General features: G+C 51.2%; 19 protein-coding genes. 12 read left to right on the top strand and 7 right to left on the bottom strand.

Annotated elements, in window-relative coordinates:
* Positions 1-59: 59 nt before the first annotated feature.
* Both B152_RS0119750 and B152_RS0119745 read left to right on the top strand, forming a co-directional pair.
* Positions 60-446 (top strand): flagellar basal body rod protein FlgC, encoded by a 387-nt coding sequence (locus B152_RS0119750; protein ID WP_020594182.1) that lies wholly within the window; start codon positions 60-62, stop codon positions 444-446.
* A gap of 198 nt (positions 447-644) precedes the next feature.
* Positions 645-983, top strand: coding sequence for a PilZ domain-containing protein (locus B152_RS0119745; protein WP_020594181.1), 339 nt, complete (start codon positions 645-647; stop codon positions 981-983).
* Positions 984-995: 12 nt separating this feature from the next.
* On the opposite strand, the gene B152_RS0119740 is transcribed toward B152_RS0119745, so the two are convergent.
* The gene (locus B152_RS0119740; RefSeq protein ID WP_026261728.1) at positions 996-1,244 is read right to left on the bottom strand and encodes a hypothetical protein; all 249 of its coding nucleotides are present in this window, start codon (positions 1,242-1,244) and stop codon (positions 996-998) included.
* Between the two features lie 409 nt (positions 1,245-1,653).
* Here B152_RS0119740 and B152_RS0119735 point away from each other — a divergent pair, with 409 nt between their 5' ends.
* The 6 genes from B152_RS0119735 (at position 1,654) to B152_RS0119710 (ending at position 8,213) form a co-directional block, all read left to right on the top strand.
* The gene (locus B152_RS0119735) at positions 1,654-3,213 is read left to right on the top strand and encodes an ABC transporter substrate-binding protein (RefSeq protein ID WP_211212258.1); all 1,560 of its coding nucleotides are present in this window, start codon (positions 1,654-1,656) and stop codon (positions 3,211-3,213) included.
* 84 nt (positions 3,214-3,297) lie between these two features.
* Positions 3,298-4,317 carry an ABC transporter permease subunit gene (locus tag B152_RS0119730; protein WP_020594178.1) on the top strand — a complete coding sequence of 340 codons (1,020 nt, stop codon included), beginning with the start codon at positions 3,298-3,300 and terminating at the stop codon, positions 4,315-4,317.
* The gene (locus B152_RS0119725) at positions 4,317-5,252 is read left to right on the top strand and encodes an ABC transporter permease subunit (protein WP_020594177.1); all 936 of its coding nucleotides are present in this window, start codon (positions 4,317-4,319) and stop codon (positions 5,250-5,252) included. Before B152_RS0119730 ends, B152_RS0119725 begins: the two co-directional genes overlap by 1 nt.
* Before the next feature lie 4 nt (positions 5,253-5,256).
* Positions 5,257-6,309 (top strand): ABC transporter ATP-binding protein, encoded by a 1,053-nt coding sequence (locus B152_RS0119720; RefSeq protein WP_020594176.1) that lies wholly within the window; start codon positions 5,257-5,259, stop codon positions 6,307-6,309.
* Complete coding sequence (locus B152_RS0119715; protein WP_020594175.1) at positions 6,309-7,289, top strand: peptide ABC transporter ATP-binding protein; 981 nt, start codon at positions 6,309-6,311, stop codon at positions 7,287-7,289. The genes B152_RS0119720 and B152_RS0119715 overlap by 1 nt, the downstream gene beginning before the upstream one ends.
* A gap of 357 nt (positions 7,290-7,646) precedes the next feature.
* Entirely contained in the window at positions 7,647-8,213 is a 567-nt protein-coding gene (locus B152_RS0119710; protein ID WP_020594174.1) for a PAS domain-containing protein, read from the top strand.
* A gap of 22 nt (positions 8,214-8,235) precedes the next feature.
* On the opposite strand, the gene B152_RS0119705 is transcribed toward B152_RS0119710, so the two are convergent.
* Genes B152_RS0119705 through B152_RS0119685 form a run of 5 tightly spaced genes read right to left on the bottom strand, consistent with a single transcriptional unit; the run spans position 8,236 to position 13,360 of the window.
* Complete coding sequence (locus tag B152_RS0119705) at positions 8,236-9,336, bottom strand: ABC transporter ATP-binding protein (RefSeq protein ID WP_020594173.1); 1,101 nt, start codon at positions 9,334-9,336, stop codon at positions 8,236-8,238.
* Positions 9,333-10,325 (bottom strand): carbohydrate kinase family protein, encoded by a 993-nt coding sequence (locus tag B152_RS0119700; protein WP_157231190.1) that lies wholly within the window; start codon positions 10,323-10,325, stop codon positions 9,333-9,335. The genes B152_RS0119705 and B152_RS0119700 overlap by 4 nt, the downstream gene beginning before the upstream one ends.
* A gap of 26 nt (positions 10,326-10,351) precedes the next feature.
* Complete coding sequence (locus B152_RS0119695) at positions 10,352-11,203, bottom strand: carbohydrate ABC transporter permease (RefSeq protein WP_020594171.1); 852 nt, start codon at positions 11,201-11,203, stop codon at positions 10,352-10,354.
* Positions 11,200-12,087 carry a carbohydrate ABC transporter permease gene (locus B152_RS0119690; RefSeq protein ID WP_026261725.1) on the bottom strand — a complete coding sequence of 296 codons (888 nt, stop codon included), beginning with the start codon at positions 12,085-12,087 and terminating at the stop codon, positions 11,200-11,202. The genes B152_RS0119695 and B152_RS0119690 overlap by 4 nt, the downstream gene beginning before the upstream one ends.
* A gap of 13 nt (positions 12,088-12,100) precedes the next feature.
* On the bottom strand, positions 12,101-13,360 hold the full coding sequence (locus tag B152_RS0119685; RefSeq protein WP_020594169.1) for an extracellular solute-binding protein: 1,260 nt from the start codon (positions 13,358-13,360) through the stop codon (positions 12,101-12,103).
* A gap of 153 nt (positions 13,361-13,513) precedes the next feature.
* Here B152_RS0119685 and B152_RS0119680 point away from each other — a divergent pair, with 153 nt between their 5' ends.
* Positions 13,514-14,773: an ROK family transcriptional regulator gene (locus tag B152_RS0119680; protein WP_020594168.1), complete on the top strand. Its 1,260-nt coding sequence runs from the start codon at positions 13,514-13,516 to the stop codon at positions 14,771-14,773.
* An 11-nt stretch (positions 14,774-14,784) separates the two neighbouring features.
* On the opposite strand, the gene B152_RS0119675 is transcribed toward B152_RS0119680, so the two are convergent.
* Positions 14,785-15,675: a LysR family transcriptional regulator gene (locus B152_RS0119675; RefSeq protein WP_020594167.1), complete on the bottom strand. Its 891-nt coding sequence runs from the start codon at positions 15,673-15,675 to the stop codon at positions 14,785-14,787.
* 316 nt (positions 15,676-15,991) lie between these two features.
* Between B152_RS0119675 and argE the strand changes: the two genes are divergently transcribed.
* The 3 genes from argE to B152_RS0119660 all read left to right on the top strand — a co-directional run bounded on the left by argE (position 15,992) and on the right by B152_RS0119660 (position 20,071).
* Positions 15,992-17,149 (top strand): acetylornithine deacetylase, encoded by a 1,158-nt coding sequence (gene argE / locus B152_RS0119670; RefSeq protein ID WP_211212253.1) that lies wholly within the window; start codon positions 15,992-15,994, stop codon positions 17,147-17,149.
* 44 nt (positions 17,150-17,193) lie between these two features.
* Positions 17,194-18,366 (top strand): M20 aminoacylase family protein, encoded by a 1,173-nt coding sequence (locus tag B152_RS0119665; protein WP_020594165.1) that lies wholly within the window; start codon positions 17,194-17,196, stop codon positions 18,364-18,366.
* A gap of 109 nt (positions 18,367-18,475) precedes the next feature.
* Entirely contained in the window at positions 18,476-20,071 is a 1,596-nt protein-coding gene (locus B152_RS0119660) for an ABC transporter substrate-binding protein (protein ID WP_020594164.1), read from the top strand.
* The last annotated feature ends 32 nt before the right edge of the window (positions 20,072-20,103 follow it).

Here is a 20,103-nt window from a genome sequence, read left to right as displayed (position 1 = left end):
TACCCGAAATTGCCAGCGCTCTTGTTCTGGCGTAGAATACAGGAGAGGAGAAGATGTAAATGGACTATTCGATACCTGTATCCGGACTTAAACTGCAGTCTTTGAGAGTGTCTGTATCGGCGAATAATATCGTCAATGCGGGGTCTCTGGACTCTGGGCGCTTGCCGGAAAAGGTACCCTTTACACCGAGTGCTGTTGATGCTGTCAGTACGGAGCCTGGTGTGCGTGGCTCTGTGTATCAGCTCACGACAAATACACCTCTTTCGGCAACGGGACAGGCAAGTGACTTCCTTCAGGTTTTTTCTTCAACAGGTGTTAACATAGAAGAAGAGCTGGTTAATCAGAAACTTGCCGTGACGGCTTACAAGGCAAATGCGGCTGTGATCAGAACTTTTACTGAACTTGACGACGCGTTGTTGGAAATTGGCACGCGTGATACCAAGTAATTCCTTGGGGTGGAAAAGTTTATTCTCTGACTCGTGCTTATTATGCTTGAGCACCATTTTATAGCTATTCTCTGGCTCGGCCCTGCTTCAAGGCATTAACTTTACTGTTTCGATCTAATCTCCTATACTAATGCATCTGATCCTTGTGAAGGGGTTGCTTCCTGGCCTGTCAGCGTCAGGAGATTGAGGCATTGGCTTATGACACAGAAAACGATTGCCGGCTTTACCGGGGACGATCAGCGGCGCTTTCAGCGTATCTCTGTTCTCTGGAATGGCGAGTGCTCGGGTGAAAGCCCGGAAGTATCCAGCAAGTGCGTTATCTTCGACATTTCTGTAAATGGTGTTCGCGCCAGATTTGAACAGGGAGTCGCGGTGGGTACCCGGCTGGTGATCAATATCTCCAATGGTGTCCAGTTTATTTCAGAGGTGGTTTGGTCAAGAGGCCAGGTCGTCGGTTTACGCTTCAAGGACAGCCCTGAAAAACTGGCAAGTATCATGGCGGGTATTCTGCCGCTTCATTGCCTCGAATTTATCTGAACCAGGGTTTCTTTAATACTCGAGGTTAATTGCAAATCTGTACCCGGTTTTGCTTTCCAGGCGCCCCTCCTTAATTTCTATTTTTTTTATGATCGTGTTCCTGCTTGGATTTTTACTCTGGTGTAAAGTCAGGCCTGGCGAGATATCGTGCTTCAGATTTGATAAAGCAGAAAACTGGAGGGCAAAAAGAAAAATTCTGCCCGTGTTGATTATCTTCGTTTGCAGGAGTCTCTCTTCTTTTGGAAAAATCGCTGCTGCCATGAGTTGTTTCATGGAGGGGTGGATGTGATCTATGGCTTCTATAATTCGGGAATACAGCCCTAATATTATTGCTTTTTTTGATGAATTAGGGTTCTATAGTGTCCTTTTTTTGAGTGTGTTCTATCCGGGTTATATTTACTTATCCTTATGATTTATAAATATAATATCTTTTTGTTTCGAGGTGGAGTATGATCCCCGTTCTGTCACAATTATTTTATACAATTTTGTGCCAGCCAGTATCTGCAAATTGACTATGCAACTAGAGATGGATAGCGTAATGCCATCCTTATTTGATTAGGTAACGAGATACCAAAAACAAAAAATAATGCGCATCCTGCGCTGATCTTCGAAATTGGGAGGAGATATCGTGATTAAAAGAGGACTTTTGGCTACCGCGGCTGTCGCCGGTATGCTTGCAATGGGTTCTTTCTCTGCAGCTGAAGCCAAAACACTGGTTTTCTGTTCTGAAGGAAGTCCTGAAGGTTTCACCCCGGCTCTTTACACTGCCGGTACTACATTTGACGCTTCGTCTCGCCAGGTTTTTAACCGCCTTGTAGAGTTTGAGCGTGGTTCCACTACAATCGTTCCCGCGCTCGCAGAGGGATTTGAGGTCAGTGAAGACGGTACTGAGTATACCTTTAACCTGCGTAAAGGTGTAAAGTTCCACACAACAAAATTCTTTACCCCGACACGTGATTTTAATGCTGATGACGTGATCTTCTCGTTTGAGCGTCAGCGTAATGCTGATCACCCGTACAACAAGATTTCCGGCGGGAACTACGAGTACTTCAACGGCATGTCCATGCCGGATCTGATCAAGGACATCGTCAAGGTTGATGACTACACGGTCAAATTCATCCTGAACCGTCCTGAAGCACCGTTCATTGCCAACATGGGGATGGATTTCGCTTCCATTCACTCTGCCGAATATGCGGATGCGATGGCTGCGGCTGGTACCCTGGACGACTTTGACCAGAAGCCTGTCGGTACTGGTCCTTTCCAGTTTGAAGATTACCAGAAAGACTCCCAGATCCGCTACAAAGCGCATCCGGATTACTGGAGCGGCAAGGCGCCTCTGGACAAGCTGGTATTCTCGATCACCCCAGATGCTTCCGTTCGTTATCAGAAGCTGAAAGCTGGCGAATGCCACGTAATGCCTTATCCAAATCCTGCGGATCTGGAAGCAATGGCCTCTGACTCTGACGTAAATCTGATGCAACAGGAAGGCCTGAACGTCGGTTACCTTGCATACAATGCTCTGATGCCTCCTTTCGACAATCCGAAAGTGCGTAAAGCCCTGAACATGGCCGTCAACAAAGAAGCCATCATTGATGCGGTATTCCAGGGTGCTGGTAAAGTTGCCAAAAACCCGATTCCGCCAACAATCTGGTCTTATAATGACGCGACTGTTGATGATGGCTATGATCCAGAAGCTGCCAAGGCTCTGCTTGCAGAAGCTGGTGTTTCCGGGCTGACCACAAAAATCTGGGCCATGCCTGTTCAGCGTCCCTACAACCCGAATGCCCGTCGGATGGCGGAACTTATTCAGGCTGATTGGGCGAATGTCGGTGTGACCGCCGAGATCGTTTCCTACGAGTGGGGTGAGTACCTGAAACGCTCCAAGGACAAAGATCGCGATGGTGCGGTTCTACTTGGCTGGACTGGTGACAATGGTGATCCCGACAACTTCCTCGCAGTTCTGCTTGGCTGTGATGGTGTTGGCGGTTCCAACCGTGCACAGTGGTGTCATAAACCTTTCGAAGACCTGATCCAGAAAGCGAAAACAACCAGCGATTTTGATGAGCGTATCCGGCTCTACGAAGAAGCCCAGATTGTTTTCAAGGAACAGGCTCCTTGGGCAACGATTGCTCACTCCGTTGTGTTCAAGCCAATTCGTCCGGAAGTTGTTGATTTCCGCATCGATCCTTTTGGTGGACACGTGTTCTACGGTGTTGATCTAAAAGAATAAGTTAAGTTCAAATAACTGCTTTTGAGACGGGGAAGGTTCCAGTAACCTTCCCCGCCTTACTATAAGCGAACTGTCAGGATCGCTATGATACGGTTTATACTTACAAAGTTGGGACTTCTGATCCCGACATTCCTGGGTGTTACTCTTGTGGCTTTCAGTTTTATACGGATGCTGCCAGGTGACCCGGTAGAGCTTCTGGCCGGTGAACGCAGTGTTTCCCCGGAACGTCACGCGGAACTTATGGCGGCTTTGGGTTTCGATAAGCCCCTCTGGGAGCAGTATTTCTCCTTTCTGGTCGGCATTCTGCATGGTGATCTAGGGACTTCTTTCTCCAGCAAACAGCCTGTACTTGAAGAATTTTTTGTCCGGTTCCCTGCAACAATAGAATTGGCCACCTGCGCAATTATTTTTGCAGCATTGATTGGTCTTCCTGCAGGAATTGTGGCTGCCGTGAAGCGCGGCTCAGCCTTCGATCATACTCTGATGGGCATCTCCCTTACCGGTTATTCCATGCCGATTTTCTGGTGGGGACTTCTGCTTATCATTCTTTTCTCCAGTCCTGATATGCTTGGTTTGACCCCCGTTTCCGGGCGAATTTCTGCGCTTTTCTGGGTGGATACCGAAACCGGATTTATGCTGATTGATTCGCTTCTCAGCGATGAAAAGGGCGCCTTTAGATCCGCAGCGGCTCATTTGGTATTGCCTACGATTGTTCTGGGAACCATCCCCATGGCGATTATTGCCAGGCAGACCCGTTCAGCAATGTTGGAAATCCTTGGTGAAGACTATGTAAGAACTGCCAAGGCCAAAGGACTTTCCCCGTTCCGGATTGTAGGCATTCACGCTTTACGTAATGCACTGATTACTGTGATCACAGTAATCGGTTTGCAGGTTGGTGTTCTGCTCGCAGGTGCTATCCTGACCGAGACGATTTTCTCCTGGCCGGGCATTGGCAAATGGATGATCGATTCCATTTCCCGTCGTGACTATTTTGCGGTTCAAGGTGGTATTGTTTTGATCGCCTCCATCGTTATGCTGGTCAACCTACTGGTTGATTTCATGTATGGCTTGATCAATCCACGTATTCTTCACCGGAGATCATGATGAGCCAGGTTCAAAACACTCTTGACCAGAATGAAACTCCCCAGACTGAAGCTCCGAAGACGATTAGCCCGTTTCGCCAGCAGATGCGTGAGTTCTGGTTTTATTTTTCTGAAAACAAAGGCGCTGTTGCCGGACTTTTCTTCTTTCTGTTCGTTGTTCTCGTGGCAGTGTTTGCTGATATCATTGCGCCGCATTCGCCGATCGAACAGTACCGTGATTTTATTCTGATCCCTCCGGCTTGGCAGGAAGGCGGTAATGTCGAATTCTTGCTGGGGACAGATCCGGTCGGGCGCGATCTGTTATCTCGCTTGATGCATGGTGCCCGCTTCTCGCTTTATGCCGGCTGTATCGTTATTGTGATCAGCCTTTCCATTGGTGTGATGCTTGGTTTGTCAGCCGGTTTCTTCCGGGGTATGTACGAGACAATCGTCATGCGTGTTATGGATGTGATCCTGTCGATACCAAGTCTGTTGATGGCGCTGGTTCTGGTTGCCATCCTGGGCCCGGGCTTGCGTAATGCCATGATCGCGATTTCGATCACCTACCTCCCGCATTATGTCCGGTTGGCACGTGCTTCTGCTGTTGCCGAATCAGCCCGTGATTATGTGACTGCCAGCCGGGTTGCCGGGGCAGGAACGTGGCGTCTGATGTGTATTACCATTCTACCGAACTGTATGGCTCCTTTGATCGTTCAGGCGTCCCTGAGCTTTTCTACAGCTATTCTCGATACAGCAGCTCTCGGATTCCTCGGAATGGGGGCCCAGCCTCCTGCGTCTGAATGGGGCACAATGCTTGCCGAAGCACGCGAGTTTATTCTCAGTGCCTGGTGGGTTGTGACCTTCCCGGGAGTGGCTATTTTATTGACAGTTTTGTCGATCAACCTGATGGGGGATGGCTTGCGCGATGCCCTTGATCCGAAGATGAAGAGGTCCTGATCCCATGAGTTTATTGGAAATTAGAAATCTCTCCGTCGAATTCGAAACGGCCCATGGTCTGTTCCGGGCAGTTGACAGTGTTGATCTCGAGATTGATCAGGGAGAAATGGCGGCTATTGTTGGTGAATCCGGCTCAGGGAAATCTGTGTCCATGCTGGCCTTGATGGGGCTTTTGCCCTGGACGGCCAGAATTACAGCGGACCGGATGAACTTTGATGGCAAGGATCTGCTGACTATCTCCCAGAAAGAGCGTCGCAAGATTATCGGTAAAGATATCTCGATGATTTTTCAGGAGCCGATGACCAGTCTCAACCCCTGCTTCACCGTTGGTTACCAGATCATGGAAGTGATCAAGGAACATCTCGGTGGCACCAGAAAAGAACTGGAGGCCCGGGCAATCGAGCTTCTTGGCCTGGTGGGGATTCCTGCGCCGGAAAGTCGTCTGCGTGCTTTTCCGCACCAGATGTCCGGGGGGATGAACCAGCGCGTCATGATCGCAATGATGATCGCCTGTAATCCGCGTTTGCTGATTGCGGATGAACCAACAACCGCGCTGGACGTCACCATTCAGGCGCAGATCCTCGAGCTGCTTCAGGATCTGCAACACAAACGCGGCATGGCTCTGGTACTCATTACCCATGATATGGGTGTGGTTGCAGAAACCGCCGAGGTGGTAAACGTCCAGTACGCGGGGCAGCAGGTTGAACGACAGAACGTCGTGGATCTTTTTGCCAAGCCTCAGCATCCCTATACCTATGCTCTTTTGAGTGCTTTGCCTGAAAGGGCAACGGGCAAACGATTGCCATCTATACCGGGTGTCGTGCCTGGATTGCTGGACCGGCCAACAGGCTGTCTGTTCAACCCGCGTTGTCAGTTCGCCACAGATAAGTGTCGTTCCACGCCTCCGGCACTGCACAGCAAGGTGCTCTGTCACTATCCGTTGGTTGACGGGAAACCGACGAACAACCATCCAGGTGTTTCAGGCCCGGGATCTTCAGGCCAAGGATCTTCAGGCCAAGGATCTTCAGGGCAGGAAGCTTTGGGAGGAAATGTATAATGGCTGTTGAAACAGTTCTAAAAGCCAATAATCTCAAACGTTACTACGACATCAAGGGCGGTATGTTTGCCAAAGGGGGGACGGTTAAGGCTCTCGATGGGGCTTCTTTCAATCTCGAAGCGGGCAAAACTCTGGCTGTTGTCGGCGAGTCCGGTTGTGGTAAATCGACCCTGGCCCGCCTGGTGACCCTGATTGAAAAGCCGACGGATGGCGAGTTGGTCCTCGGGGGATTTGATATCGGATCTGCCCATACAGCCGAGGAAAAACGGACTCTCCGTCAGATGGTACAGATCGTGTTTCAGGATCCTTACGGGTCTTTGAATCCACGACAGAAGGTCAGCACCATTCTTGAAGAGCCGCTGAAGATCAATACCTCTATGTCATCAGCCGAGCGCAGAACCGAAGTGCTGAGCATGATGTCCCGGGTTGGGCTTCGTCCCGAACAGGCTGATCGCTATCCCCACATGTTCTCTGGTGGCCAGCGCCAGCGTATTGCCATTGCGCGTGCGCTGATGTTGCGACCAAAGATTGTGATCCTTGACGAGCCTGTCTCGGCCCTGGATGTATCTATCCAGGCGCAGGTCCTTAACCTCCTGACAGATCTTCAGGAAGAGATGAACCTGGCTTACCTGTTTATTTCTCACGATTTGTCAGTAGTTCGCCATATCGCCGATGATGTGCTGGTGATGTATCTCGGACAGCCTGTCGAGCATGGCAGCAGGGAGGAGATTTTCAGCAATCCCCAACACCCCTATACCAAAGCCCTGCTTTCCGCGACCCCGGTTGCGGACCCGAGCCGTAAACGTGAACGGATCAAACTGGTTGGGGAATTGCCATCTCCTCTTAACCCGCCTTCTGGCTGTACCTTTCATCCGCGTTGTCCATTGGCAAATGAACGTTGCAAGGCTGAAATGCCAAAATTGGCTCCGACCAGTTCTGCTCAGGTCTCTTGTCACGCAGTTGCTGAGGGACGCAGTTAATACAGATCAGTTGATTTTTCTGATAATGAAACGGATCCGGGTAACCGGGTCCGTTTTTTTTATGACCTCAGGGTCAGGTGGTGTTGTTGAGCATATTCTTTGATGTTTTTTGTCCTGCTTTCCAGAATACCAGGGCTTTAACCGCCTTGTCATTCTGATACCTAGAAAAAAATCATATCATAAGGGTTGTGATTAATAATTATTTTTCCCTTTTTATCTGTGAAAATAAGAGCAATCATACTGCAAGTGATTTTTCTTAACACTTAACCTGTATCTTGGCTGATGTTCAAACGTACGTTGAAACTCTGGGGACAGGACAGGCTGTGACGAGCCTGCTATTTTTCTTTTGGTGGGGATATGCAAGAGGCAGTAAATTTTTCTTCTGCAGTGTTGTGGAGCCGGGCTGAAGAACTGGTCAGGGAAGAGTATATTGCTCTTGGTCAGCTCATGGAGAAACTGGGAAGCCCAAGTCCGCATATTCATTGGCAGGTTGATGCCGATAATCTGCCCTGCGAGGAGTTGAAGTTTCTTCTGAACTGGTGGGAAGCGACCCGGGCTGGACGTTTTGCCCCCATGCCCACTGATGTAGACCCCTTTGCCCTGCGCCCGGTTCTTGGGCGGGTAACTGTTCTTGATGTGCTGGACGGCGGGGAGGATTTTAGATATCGGCTCTATGGGTCAGCGATTATGAATGAACCTGGCAAAGATCTGACCGGCCAGCTGGTTTCCGAGATCTGGACCCCGCTTCGGGCTTTTTTCGCGATTACCTATCGCGCCCTGTTAAAGCGTCGGGAGCCTCTCTATACCCGACACGTACCGCACCATTCCCTCAAGTTAAGTACTTGGGACAGGTTGATCCTCCCACTTGGCGAGAATGGCGAGGTATCGCGTATTCTTGTGGGTCTGATTTCGACAGCGGACTGATCCAGGCGACAGATATCAGACTTCAGGTCACGCGTATCCCCTGCTGATCAAAGATGTGCCCCATACCAGGACCGGGTATCAAACCGACAGTTTCGCCGTTGCGCAGAGCGGATATGCCGTTTGATCGAACAACAACATCGGCTTTGGCCTCGGTCTCGATATGGATATAGGTGTCAGAGCCGAGATGCTCGATATTCCGGATTTCGCCCCGCAATCCCCCTTCGCTGGAAAAATGCAGGTGCTCGGGACGAATGCCCAGCTTTATGGTTTCTCCCCGATTTTTTGTGATGGCTGTATCGAGGATATCTCCGGTCAGACCGTCTGTGTCCAGATCATATGTGGTATTTTTTAACCGGATTTTGGCCTTGTTCCGGTCTGTTTGGTGCAGGCTGGCCGGGAAGAGATTCATTTTGGGCGAACCGATGAATTCGGCAACAAAGGTATTGGCTGGCCGATTATAAAGATCCAGCGGTGAGCCGATCTGGGCAATTTCTCCCTTATCGAAAATCACAATACGATCTGCCAGAGTCATGGCTTCAACTTGATCATGGGTTACATAGATCATGGTTGACGCCAGCTGTTTGTGTAACCGGGCAAGTTCAGCCCGCATTTCAAGACGCAGCGCGGCGTCGAGGTTGGACAGGGGTTCATCCAGCAAGATGACTTTGGGATCCCGGGCGAGGGCTCTTCCAATCGCAACCCTCTGGCGCTGTCCCCCGGATATATTTCCAGGTTTTCGGTCAAGAAGTTCGTCCAGGTGCAGGGTATCGGCGATTGTCTTGACCTTCTGACGAATTTTCCCGGCAGGCAGTTTTGCCAGCTTGAGCGGGAAACCGATGTTTTCGGCCAGGGTCATATGGGGATAGAGTGCATAGGACTGGAATACCATGGCGATATCACGCTCCGACGCGGGAAGGTGATCTGCCCGTTTGTCTCCAATCCAGAATTCACCAGATGTGATGTCTTCCAATCCTGCGATCATGCGTAATAACGTTGATTTTCCACAGCCTGACGGACCGACAAAAACAACAAGTTCACCAGGATCTATCGACAGATTTACGTTGCGGATAACCTCCAGATCACCAAAGGATTTGCAGATGTTTTTTAAAGACAGGCCAGTCATATCACCAGTTTCTTTCTGCTGGTAAGTTTAGGAAAGGGGTTCATTAAACCGACTTCTTTTCCGCTGGGATAACGGCGCGGGGCAGAGGAAATAGCCATGGTTGCCGTGTTTATCGCAACTTCAAGCGCACGTTCTGCGGCCTGTTCACGGGCGATAGCGGCAAGAAAGCCTGCATTGAAGCTGTCACCGGCCCCAATTGTGTCAACAACCTCGTGCGTCCCCGCTGCCATTTCGAGGAAAGGGGTATCTCTCTGGACGAGCCTTGCCCCCTGGCGCCCCATCTTGGTGACACAGAAAGCATTCGGGGGCATACGGGTGAGGATCTGCTGATAGTCCGCAAGTTCTGACAAGCTGCTTTTCCGTAAAATTCCTTTGGTTTCGGCTTCGTTGAACAGGGCAATGTCTACATCTGGCAACCAGCTCAGAACTTCTTCTCTGCTCTGATCTGTCCAGCCCTCTGTCGGCCAGGCTGTATCAAGGGCGACCCGGCCACCATGGGTTCTTACAAAGCTGAAGATATCCTTCAGGGCGGGGCGAATGGTCGGCATCAATGATGTTCCGACAAAGAGAACGATGACGCCTTCAAGATCAATTCTGGAAAGCTGAGTCATAAGGTCTTCTGGACGAAACACGGCAACATGACCTGGCGTGCTGAAAAAGGTGCGTTCTCCATCCGGGTGGGTGATGCCAACAGTCAGGGCGGTATCGACCTGATCCATCACCCAGTCCTCTACAAGTACTGGATACTGTTGTTGCAGCCAGTGGCCAAAAAGATCATTGCCAACATTCACGATCATGCGTTGTTGGACATCAAGAGCTTTCAGAGCCAGGGCGGTAATCCCTGCACCGCCTCCTTCGCGCAGGTCGGCTTTGGGCAGGACCACTTCTGTACCTGGCGTTGGCCAGGGGGCCTGTGGCCCCATAACAAGGTCTACATTTACCGTACCAACGGTCACGATTTCTGTATGAGGCACGTCGGTTCTAACCATTGAGTTGTTTATCCTTTGGGAGTTGTTCATCCCTTGACGCTCCCGCTCATCAGACCGGAAACAAGTGATTTTTGCAGGAAATAGGCCAGAAGAACTGGTGGAATGGTGGCCATGATTCCGGCCGCCGAAATCAGGCCGTAATCGGCGACCCGGCCTGCAGCAAAATCAGCAATGGCAACGGGCAGGGTTTTGGCGCGGATATCATTGGTGAAAAGCAGGGCATAGAAAAACTCGTCCCAGGCCATCAACACGGCCATCAGGGCGGCGGCTCCAACAGCAGGCTTGGCGATGGGCAGGGTTATGTGCCAGATCACCTGCAGGCGGTTGGCTCCATCGATAATCGGGGCTTCGTCCAGATCCATGGGAATGGCGTCAAAATTGCTCTTCAGCAACCATGTTGTGAAGGGAACCAAAATTCCGCAGTAGATTGCGATCAGGGCAAAATGACTGTTGAGCAGACCGAGCGTGGCCATCAGGGAATAGAGCGGCAAGACAATCGCAACCGGAGGCATCATGAAGGTTACGATGGCGGCAAAGAGTAATCCTCTGCGCCGCTTGCCAGGCAAGCGGGAGAGGCTGTAGGCCGCAGGAATGGAAGCCAGCAAGGAGAGCCCGGTGGCACAGAGCGCGACAATCAGGCTGTTGCGCAAGGCGTAGAGAAAAGACTGCGCCGCGCTGCTGTCGAGATTGCTGACAAGATCCCGGTAGTTACCGAAGGAAGCTTCGGTTGGTATCCAGGCCAGAGGCAGGCTGGTCAGATCCCGGGTCGAGCTGATGCTCATGATGAAAAGCCAGAGTACTGGAAGCAACAGAAGCAGCGCGAGGATCAGGGCAGAGCCATAGATTAGACAGGTCTGGGTTTTACTGTGGCGGATCATGCGGTATTCCCCTGTTTTTTGAGCAGCCACATATAGGTGGCGATCAGAAAAGAGCTGATCAGGACGACAATCAGGGCATAGGAGGCGCCAGAGCCGATACGCATATAGGCAAAGGCTTCTTGATAGACGTGAAAGCTGACAGTTTTTGTGCTGTCTGCCGGACCGCCGCGGGTCATGACATAGACAATGTCAAATACCTTGAAGGCTTCGATAGTTCGCAGGACCAGGGCGACACTGACCGGAGCCAGAATGGCGGGGAACACAACATTCCAGAACCGCTGCCAGGCGCTGGCACCATCCAGCGTTGCAGCTTCAATCAGATCCTTTGAGATAGATTGAAGTGCCGCGAGAGTGATCAGGGCAACCAGTGGAAAGTTTTTCCAGACATCGGCGATGGCAACCATGGAGAGAGCCAGGTCCGGATCGCCGAGCCAGCTGCGATAACTCTCGATAAGGCCGATCTGGGTGAGTAGGGCATTAAGAGCGCCAAAATCAGGCGCATAGATCAGGCGCCACATCATGGCATTGACCACTGTTGGCAAGGCGAGGGGCAGAATAAGCAGGGCGCGCAGCAGGGTTCGTCCATGAAATTTCTGGTTCAGCAGCAGGGCGACCAGAACACCAAGAATGATTTCTGCACTGACGGAAACACAGACAAAATAGCTTGTGTTGCTGATTGAATCGAGAAACTGGCTGTTGCCAAGGGCTTTGATATAATTCTTGAGGCCAATCCAGCTGTCTGTTGTCCCGGGTGCCGCGAGGTGAGCGGCTGTGAAACTGTAGTACACAGTCTTGATCAGAGGGTATCCTACTACCCCGATGATGATGGTCATCATCGGGGTAAGCAGGAGCCACGCCGTGGCAGTTCTTGAAAAGCGTATCATAGAAAGGAAAAGCCTACTCTAGATCAGAGATGGTTGCCGCTGCAGCATCAAGAGCTTCAGAGGGCGACTGGTCTTCGAGCAGGGCTTTCTGGATTGCGACCTGTAATACAGAAGACATTTCCTGATAGGAGGCTTTGGTCGGACGGGGATACATGGCAGCCAGGCCAACTTTTGCGGCTTTCAACAGCTCTTCCTGCCCCTGGGCAATTGCCGGATTGTCATATGACTCTTTCCAGATCGGCAGACTGAGCTTGGCAAAGTCTTCCTGAACCGGCTGGGAGGTCAGGTGCTGGATATATTTCCAGGCGACATCCTTGTTTTTGCTGTTGGAGGGAATGCCCAGTCCCATGGAACCGTTCACGGCTGATGCCTGACTGATGTTGGCAACGCCCGGCGCTGGCGAGATGCGGACATGTCCGGCAACCGCTGATTCCTTCGGATCGTTGGCAAGGTTATACATATAGGTCCAGTTCACAGCGAAAGCAGCCTGTCCGCTGGAGAAAGTCCGGCGAACGTCTTCCTCGGAATATTCGCGAGAGTTCGGGTTGGTCAGACCCAGCTTGATCGAATCAACCATATATTCCAGTGCAGCCAGACCACCGCCCTTTTGGAAGGCAGGCCCTTTGTCCTTGTCGAGGAACTCTCCGCCCATGGCGGAAAGCAGGGTGGCATAGTCACAGATCACGGCTTCAGATTGTGACCAGCTCCAGACCAGCGGGTATTCAACAATTCCCTTGTCCTTGATGATCTTGGCCTGTTCAGCCAGTTCTGCCCAGGTTACCGGGGCTTTGCTGATGCCAGCCTCGTTAAGCATTTTCTCGTTATAGAAAAGATACTTGGTATCAACGATCCAGGGCATGCCGTAATATTTTCCATCATACTCGACAGTGGTCCAGGCGCCTTCGAGTATGTGGTCTTTGGTGGTGCTGTTGATCTTGTCACTGACGTCGCTGAGCAGGCCAAAGCGGGCGAACTCAGCGGGCCAGATGACGTCAAAGAGAACAACATCGTAACCATCCGAGGCACTGTGCGAGAGCACGATCTTGTCGTGAAGGGATTCGTAGGGCACGAATTCCATCTTTACTTCTATACCCGGGTTTGCCTTTTCAAAGGCATCTGTCATCTGCTCGATGTCCTGCTCGCTATAGGCCGCCTGAGCCATGAAAAGGGCATTGAGTTGGGTTTGTTCTGCAAAAGCAGCTGACCCGATCAAGGATGAGCTGGCCAGAAGAGTACCAGCGACTGTCGTGAGAAATTTTTTACCTATCGTCATGTTAACCTCCCTGTAGCAAGGTTATTGCCGTGTTGTTGCCGGGGACGATATCCATTCTAGGGTTTGTAGTTTTTTATCGTCTGTGGCAGGTTGGATGAAAGTTGATTATTATTAATTCAATTTGATTTAATTAATCTAACATGGAATTTGCGCATGGCAACTGAAATTTCTGACATGTCTCGATCCGAGCCCCTCAAGGCAGGTGTATTCGGGACTAATCTGGAGCAGGCGAAAGAGCACAATCTTCGGGCGGTGATTGATGCCTTGCGCCGTCATGGCGCCTTGACCAGAGCAGAGATTACCCGGGCAACAGCCCTGTCCGTCCAGACTATTTCCAATCTTGTTGCCGAGCTGGAACAACGGGGATTGCTGATTGCCGGAGAACCGCAAAAAGCCAAACGGGGGCAACCGGCTAAACCCTATTTTCTCAATCCGGAAGGGGGCTATTCCATCGGTATACAGATGGATCATCAGCTGGTACTGGCCAAGCTGGTCAACATGGCCGGGGTTGAGTGTCTGGAAATACAGAAATCCATCTCCCGTCCTTCTCCCGAAGAAGGGCTGGAGATCTTTGCTGAAATGGTTGAGCAGCTGCTGGCGAAAACCCGCGTGGACAGTGGCAAGGTATTTGGAGTCGGAATTGCTATCCCTGGTCCTTACGGGATCAGCGGACCAACAGGTGTTGGGCCGGGCTGGGTAGATTTTCCAATCGAGCAACGGCTGGGGGAAAAGATCGGTTTGCCGGTACGTGTGGAAAACGATGCCAATGCTGCCGCCATTGCCGAACGTCTTCACGGGGAGGGGAAAAAATTTGATACTTTTCTCTATGTTTTTATTGGTATGGGGTTGGGCGCGGGGCTTTTCCTCAATGGCCAGATCTATCACGGCGTGAGAGGGGCGGCAGGCGAAATTGGCCATATCATTGTCGAACCGGAAGGACGGCTTTGTGACTGTGGAAACCGCGGCTGTCTGGAGCGGTATGTTTCACTTTGTGCGGCCTACGAAGCCATAGGGGAAACCCAGGAAAAGCACCGTAGCCCGGAGCAGCTGGAAAAACTTCTGGATCAGAAAGATCCAGCCTTTATGGGGTGGTTGACCGAGGCGGCTGAAAAGTTGCGGCGGGGCATTCATGCACTTGAAAGTATTTTTGACCCGGAAGTGATTTTTATCGGAGGTCTGTTGCCCCCAAAAATAACCCGGGCACTTGTTGATATGTTGATCCCTCCCTTGCCGTCAGTTGTTTCGCAGTTGAAGCCTCAGGAGGAGCGTATCCTGCTCGGCATCAGCGCGCCTTCGGCCCCGGCACAGGGAGCTGCCAGCGTGCCAATTTTTTACGAGTTTAATATTGAGCGGCAATCCGTTTCTCAGGCAGCTTCCCAGTCCCTTTCAAGGAAAGTTTTAGGAAGCAGCTGACAAGAACCTATTCAGGATGTTTCGTATTTCTTGAACTTTCTGGTCGCGATTTCCAGCAGCTCGTTGATGATGCCGACCTGCACCCGGTTTTTCTGGATATAGGCAGAATAACGGTAGATCAACTTGGGATAAAAGGGCCTGATTACAACCCCGGCGGCGGCCCAGATGGGCGCGGAAAAGGGTTCGAGAATTGAAATGCCAAGACCTTGTCTGACCAGCGCATAGGCATTACCCGAATGTTGGGTACTGAACTGCTGGCGGGCATGGATGGTTTCATAGAGATCGGCATGCTGTTGAAAGGAAAGGATCTGGTCACTGTCGAGCGCGATCATTCTTTCTCCTTCAAGATCAGCGGCACAGATAAACTCTTTCTCGGCCAGCGGGTGGCCTGGAGGCAGGGCGCAGATATAATTCACTTTGGCCAGGGTAATCTGTTCAACCCCCGGCTGCTCGCCCATCTGGTTTCCCAAAGCGATATCAATATCATCATCCTTGATCCGGTTGAAATAGCTCACGACATCGGAAGAATTAAGCGAAATGGAGATATCGGGGTGATTTGAGGAAAACTCTTCCAGTATTTCTGGAACGATACTGATGGAAAGTGCCGGGAGGGAGATTATCCTGAGTTCTTTTTCCTTGTCGCGGGAAATATCCTCCGCTGCCGTTCTGAGTTTGCTAAAGGCGTCAAAGACCTCGTCCAGCTTGCGATAAAACTCCATTCCCTCTGGTGTTGGCACAACCCGGCCCTTGCGACGATGAAACAGATTCAGTTTCAGCGAATATTCAAGATCAGCAAGCAATCTACTTATGGTTGGCTGTGTCGTCTTGAGTTTCTGGGCAGCAGCAGAGATCGTTCCGTTCAGGATCGTTGCCCGAAAGGCCTCCAGTTGACGCATACGCATGACAAACTCCGCTATATCATTATTGTATAATGATATACGTGCTTATGCGTTGATTCCAATCCCTGACTCTGTAATTTTTTTATTACTGAAAATTTGCAGATATAAAAAATGTTCTGTTGCAAGGAATTGATCTGCAGCTTCAGTCGAAAATTCTCTGTTTGAAAATTGTATGCTTGTTGTCCTAAAACTCTGTCGAGCCAGGTGAAACCAGGCAACCAGATCTTGCCTCAGGTGATTATCCGCCCCAGGGATTGACTTCTGAAGATACAGACAGAAGCGATAGATAACTCTGTTATTAAAAAGGTGTGTGGTGTCCGTGCGTTATACAGCCAAAGAAATGCTCTCCAAACTTGTTGCTTTTGATAGCATTTCGAGCAACAGCAATTTACCCCTGATTGAGTTCGTTGAATCTTATCTTGAAAGTCTGGGGGTTTCTTCACAGCGTGTTCCCAATGCCGAAGGCACCAAGAGCAACCTCTGGGCAACCATTGGCCCGGACTGTGCGGGGGGCGTTATTTTGTCCGGACATACAGATGTGGTGCCGGTCGAAGGCCAGCCTTGGGATACGGATCCTTTTGTGGTGACAGAGAAGGACGGGAGGCTTTATGGCCGCGGAACAGCCGATATGAAGGCTTTTTCTGCTATTGCCCTGTCTCTTGTTCCTGAAATGCTTGAAGCAGGGCTCAAACGCCCGGTGCATCTGGCGCTGTCCTATGATGAAGAGGTTGGCTGTCTTGGTGCGCCCTTGATGATCGAAGATATGGCCCCAAAGGTTAAGGCCGAGGCCGTCATCGTCGGGGAGCCGACCATGATGCAGGTTGTGAGCAGCCACAAAGGGGTGCTTGGCCTCGAAACCCATGTCCGGGGATATGAGGTCCATTCAAGTCTGGTCCATACCGGGGTTTCTGCTGTGCATATTGCGGCACGTCTGGTGCTCTGGCATGAAGAAACAATGGCTAAAAATCGCGCCCGAACAGAGCATCTGCCGGAAAACGAGCTGTTTAATCCACCTTATACAACTTTACACTGTGGTATGATCAAAGGTGGAACAGCTGACAATATTACCGCAAAGGATTGTGCTTTCTCTACGGATATCAGGACCCTGCCAAGCGAGGATGCCGGAGAGTATCTAGAGGCTTATCGCGCCTATGTCGCGGAACTCGAGGCCGAGATGCAGACCATCCAGCCATCCACTGGAATTGATATCAAGGTGGGCTGTTTGGTACCTGGATGCAGACGCGAAACTGATGGTGCAGCTGAAAGACTGGTGCGCCAGTTGACGGGCGATAATGCCGAACACGTCGTCGCCTATGGCACCGAAGCCGGGCAGTTTCAAGATGGTGGTTATTCTACAATCGTCTGTGGCCCCGGAGATATTGCCCAAGCACATGCCGCCAACGAATTTCTGTCTTTACAGCAGCTTGAAGCCGGAGTTCAGTTCCAGCGCAGGCTGATAGAACATCTCAGTCGATAGATATTGAATATTAATACGAACATCCGTTCTTACCGAGGATCATAATGCCGATTATCAATCGTTTTGCTGAACTTCACGATGAAATTACCCAGTGGCGCCGCCAGATTCACCAGAATCCTGAATTGCTGTTTGATGTTGAACAGACCGCAGGCTTTGTTGCAGACAAGCTCAGGGAGTTTGGCCTGGACGAAGTGGTCACTGGTATCGGTCGTACCGGCGTTGTTGGGGTTATCAAGGGGCGAGATAGCGGATCTGGCCGTGTGATCGGTCTGCGGGCGGATATGGATGCGCTGCCGATTCACGAAGACACCGGGCTGGAGTACGCCTCAAAAGTCGACGGGAAAATGCATGCCTGTGGACATGATGGTCACACGGCGATGTTGCTTGGAGCAGCGAAATATCTGTCGGAAACCCGGAATTTTGACGGCTCAGCTGTCGTGATTTTCCAGCCAGCGGAAGAGGGCGGCGGTGGCGGCCGCGAGATGGTTGAAGAAGGCATGATGGACCGCTTCGGTATTCAGGAAGTTTACGGTCTTCATAACTGGCCGGGTGTTCCTGTCGGTGACTTTGCTACACGCCCTGGCGCCTTGATGGCGGCAACGGATCTCTTTTCGATCGAGATTACCGGATCAGGCGGGCATGCGGCCAAACCTCATGAAACCATTGATCCGATTGTGGTCGGCAGTCATATCGTGCTGGCATTACAATCCATTGCATCGCGCAATATCGACCCGGTTGAATCTGTGGTTGTCTCTGTGACGACCTGTAATGCGGGAACGGCTTTTAACGTTATTCCCGAGACTGCAAAACTGACAGGTACCGTACGTACATTGAGTGAAGCTGTACGTAATCAAACCCAGACGCGGATCCAGGAAATTGTCGAATATACGGCAAAAGCCCTGGGGGCAACGGCAAAGGTTGATTACCAGCGTAACTATCCTGTGGTGGTAAACCACGAGAAGGAAACGGCTTTTGCTGCTGATATCGCGTCGGAAATTTCCGGGGAACAGCGGGTTAACACTAATGCCAACCCGACCATGGGTGGCGAGGACTTTGCCTATATGCTGAATGCTCGGCCCGGCTCCTTTATTTTCCTGGGCAATGGCGATACCGCGCCTGTGCATCACCCGAAATACAACTTCAATGATGAAATTATCCCGGTTGGCTGTTCCTATTGGGCACGGCTGGTCGAAACGGCGATGCCGGCGAACAGATAAACAAAAGCGGCATGGCGCTATAAAAAAACCTCCCCGCATCAGGGGAGGACAAAAAGACGACGCAGGAAAAACTGAAGAAGACAAGATAACCAAGACAGGGAGTATAACGATGAAAATGAGAAATCTTCTCGCTGCCAGTGTTTGTGTTCTGGCATTGGGCAGCAATGCTGCGACAGCGGAAACTTTCAAATGGGCCTTTCAGGGGGACGTACAGTCTCTTGATCCCCATGGGCTGAATGAAACCTTTACCCTCGGCTATCTGGGGAATATCTACGAAGGCCTTACCGGCTATGATGCAGATCTGCAGCTGCAGCCTTCTCTGGCCGAAAGCTGGGAAAACACCAGCCCGACCACCTGGGTGTTCAAGCTTCGTCAGGGCGTCAAGTTTCACGACGGCAGCGATTTTACTGCAGATGACGTGATCTTTTCCTGGAAGCGTTCGCTGACTGAAGGCTCTGACATGAAGGGCTACGGGGCAAAGATGGCTGACATCAAGAAAATTGATGATCACACTGTCGAGCTGGTGACACCCGCGCCAAACCCGATCCTGCCACGGGAATTGGTTTTCCTCTATATGATGGATCAGGGCTGGTCGGAAAAACATGGTGCCAGTGAAGCAACCAGTCCAAAAGCGGCTGATTCAACAGCAACCTATGCTGCACAAAATGCCAATGGAACCGGTCCTTTTATCCTGACTGAACGTCAGCCGGATGTACGGTCAAAGTTTACGCGCTTTGATGACTACTGGCAGGATATTCCGACCAATGTGACCGAGGTCGAGTTCACACCGGTTTCTCAGGACGCAACCCGTGTGGCTGCCCTGATTTCTGGCGAACTTGATTTGGTCTATCCAATTCCGGTTCAGGATTGGGCCCGCCTTGAAGAGGCAGAAGGTGTTCGTCCCCTGACGGGACCAGAAGCCCGGACAATCTTCCTGGGCATGGATCAGTGGCGCGATGAGCTGCTCTATTCCAGCGTCAAGGGCAAGAACCCGCTGAAAGACAAACGGGTTCGTGAAGCCATGGCCCATGCGATTGATCTCAACGCGATTGACGAAAAGATCATGCGCGGCGCTGCTGTTCCGGCTGGGATGATGATTGCGCCACAGATCAATGGTTTTGATGAGGCGATGAACCAGCCCTACGATTACAATCTGGAAAAATCCAAACAGCTGCTGGCTGAAGCGGGCTATCCGGATGGTTTTGAGCTGGGAATGGACTGCCCGAACAACCGCTATGTCAACGACGAGAAAATCTGTCAGGCTGTAGTTGGTTTGCTGGCCCGGGCCGGGATCAAGGTTGACCTCAATGCCCAGCCAAAATCCAAGTACTTTGCCAAGGTCAGCCCGCAGAATGGCAACGACACGTCTTTCTATCTGCTTGGCTGGACCCCGGGCACGATCGATGTGCACAACGTTCTGTTCAACCTGATGTCGAGCTTTGATACGGAAGTGAACAGCGGGCAGTTTAACTATGGCCGCTATTCCAATCCCCGGATTGATGCAATCACCCAGGAAGTAGAAAAAGAAACTGACACGACCAAGCGTCAGGCACTGATTGCCGAAGCGTTCAAGATCATGCGTGATGATGTTGGTTATTTGCCGCTGCATCAGCAGCCCCTCTCCTGGGGTGTCCGCGAAGGCGTTACTGTTGCCCAGCGTGCGGATAACGTTCTTGATCTGCGTTCTGTTGTGATCAGCAAATAAATCCGGAAAAGACAGACACCATAATCTGTCTG

The sequence above is a fragment of the Kiloniella laminariae DSM 19542 genome, from assembly GCF_000374005.1.
GTDB lineage: Bacteria > Pseudomonadota > Alphaproteobacteria > Kiloniellales > Kiloniellaceae > Kiloniella > Kiloniella laminariae.
This window is presented reverse-complemented; position numbering and strand designations above follow the sequence as displayed.

Excerpts from the sequence above, each read along its gene's own strand:
- B152_RS0119750 (WP_020594182.1), top strand. The coding sequence starts at position 60 with ATGGACTATTCGATACCTGTATCCGGACTTAAACTGCAGTCTTTGAGA.
- B152_RS0119745 (WP_020594181.1), top strand. The coding sequence starts at position 645 with ATGACACAGAAAACGATTGCCGGCTTTACCGGGGACGATCAGCGGCGC.
- B152_RS0119740 (WP_026261728.1), bottom strand. The coding sequence starts at position 1,244 with ATGGCAGCAGCGATTTTTCCAAAAGAAGAGAGACTCCTGCAAACGAAG.
- B152_RS0119735 (WP_211212258.1), top strand. The coding sequence starts at position 1,654 with ATGCTTGCAATGGGTTCTTTCTCTGCAGCTGAAGCCAAAACACTGGTT.
- B152_RS0119730 (WP_020594178.1), top strand. The coding sequence starts at position 3,298 with ATGATACGGTTTATACTTACAAAGTTGGGACTTCTGATCCCGACATTC.
- B152_RS0119725 (WP_020594177.1), top strand. The coding sequence starts at position 4,317 with ATGAGCCAGGTTCAAAACACTCTTGACCAGAATGAAACTCCCCAGACT.
- B152_RS0119720 (WP_020594176.1), top strand. The coding sequence starts at position 5,257 with ATGAGTTTATTGGAAATTAGAAATCTCTCCGTCGAATTCGAAACGGCC.
- B152_RS0119715 (WP_020594175.1), top strand. The coding sequence starts at position 6,309 with ATGGCTGTTGAAACAGTTCTAAAAGCCAATAATCTCAAACGTTACTAC.
- B152_RS0119710 (WP_020594174.1), top strand. The coding sequence starts at position 7,647 with ATGCAAGAGGCAGTAAATTTTTCTTCTGCAGTGTTGTGGAGCCGGGCT.
- B152_RS0119705 (WP_020594173.1), bottom strand. The coding sequence starts at position 9,336 with ATGACTGGCCTGTCTTTAAAAAACATCTGCAAATCCTTTGGTGATCTG.
- B152_RS0119700 (WP_157231190.1), bottom strand. The coding sequence starts at position 10,325 with ATGGTTAGAACCGACGTGCCTCATACAGAAATCGTGACCGTTGGTACG.
- B152_RS0119695 (WP_020594171.1), bottom strand. The coding sequence starts at position 11,203 with ATGATCCGCCACAGTAAAACCCAGACCTGTCTAATCTATGGCTCTGCC.
- B152_RS0119690 (WP_026261725.1), bottom strand. The coding sequence starts at position 12,087 with ATGATACGCTTTTCAAGAACTGCCACGGCGTGGCTCCTGCTTACCCCG.
- B152_RS0119685 (WP_020594169.1), bottom strand. The coding sequence starts at position 13,360 with ATGACGATAGGTAAAAAATTTCTCACGACAGTCGCTGGTACTCTTCTG.
- B152_RS0119680 (WP_020594168.1), top strand. The coding sequence starts at position 13,514 with ATGGCAACTGAAATTTCTGACATGTCTCGATCCGAGCCCCTCAAGGCA.
- B152_RS0119675 (WP_020594167.1), bottom strand. The coding sequence starts at position 15,675 with ATGCGTATGCGTCAACTGGAGGCCTTTCGGGCAACGATCCTGAACGGA.
- B152_RS0119665 (WP_020594165.1), top strand. The coding sequence starts at position 17,194 with ATGCCGATTATCAATCGTTTTGCTGAACTTCACGATGAAATTACCCAG.
- B152_RS0119660 (WP_020594164.1), top strand. The coding sequence starts at position 18,476 with ATGAAAATGAGAAATCTTCTCGCTGCCAGTGTTTGTGTTCTGGCATTG.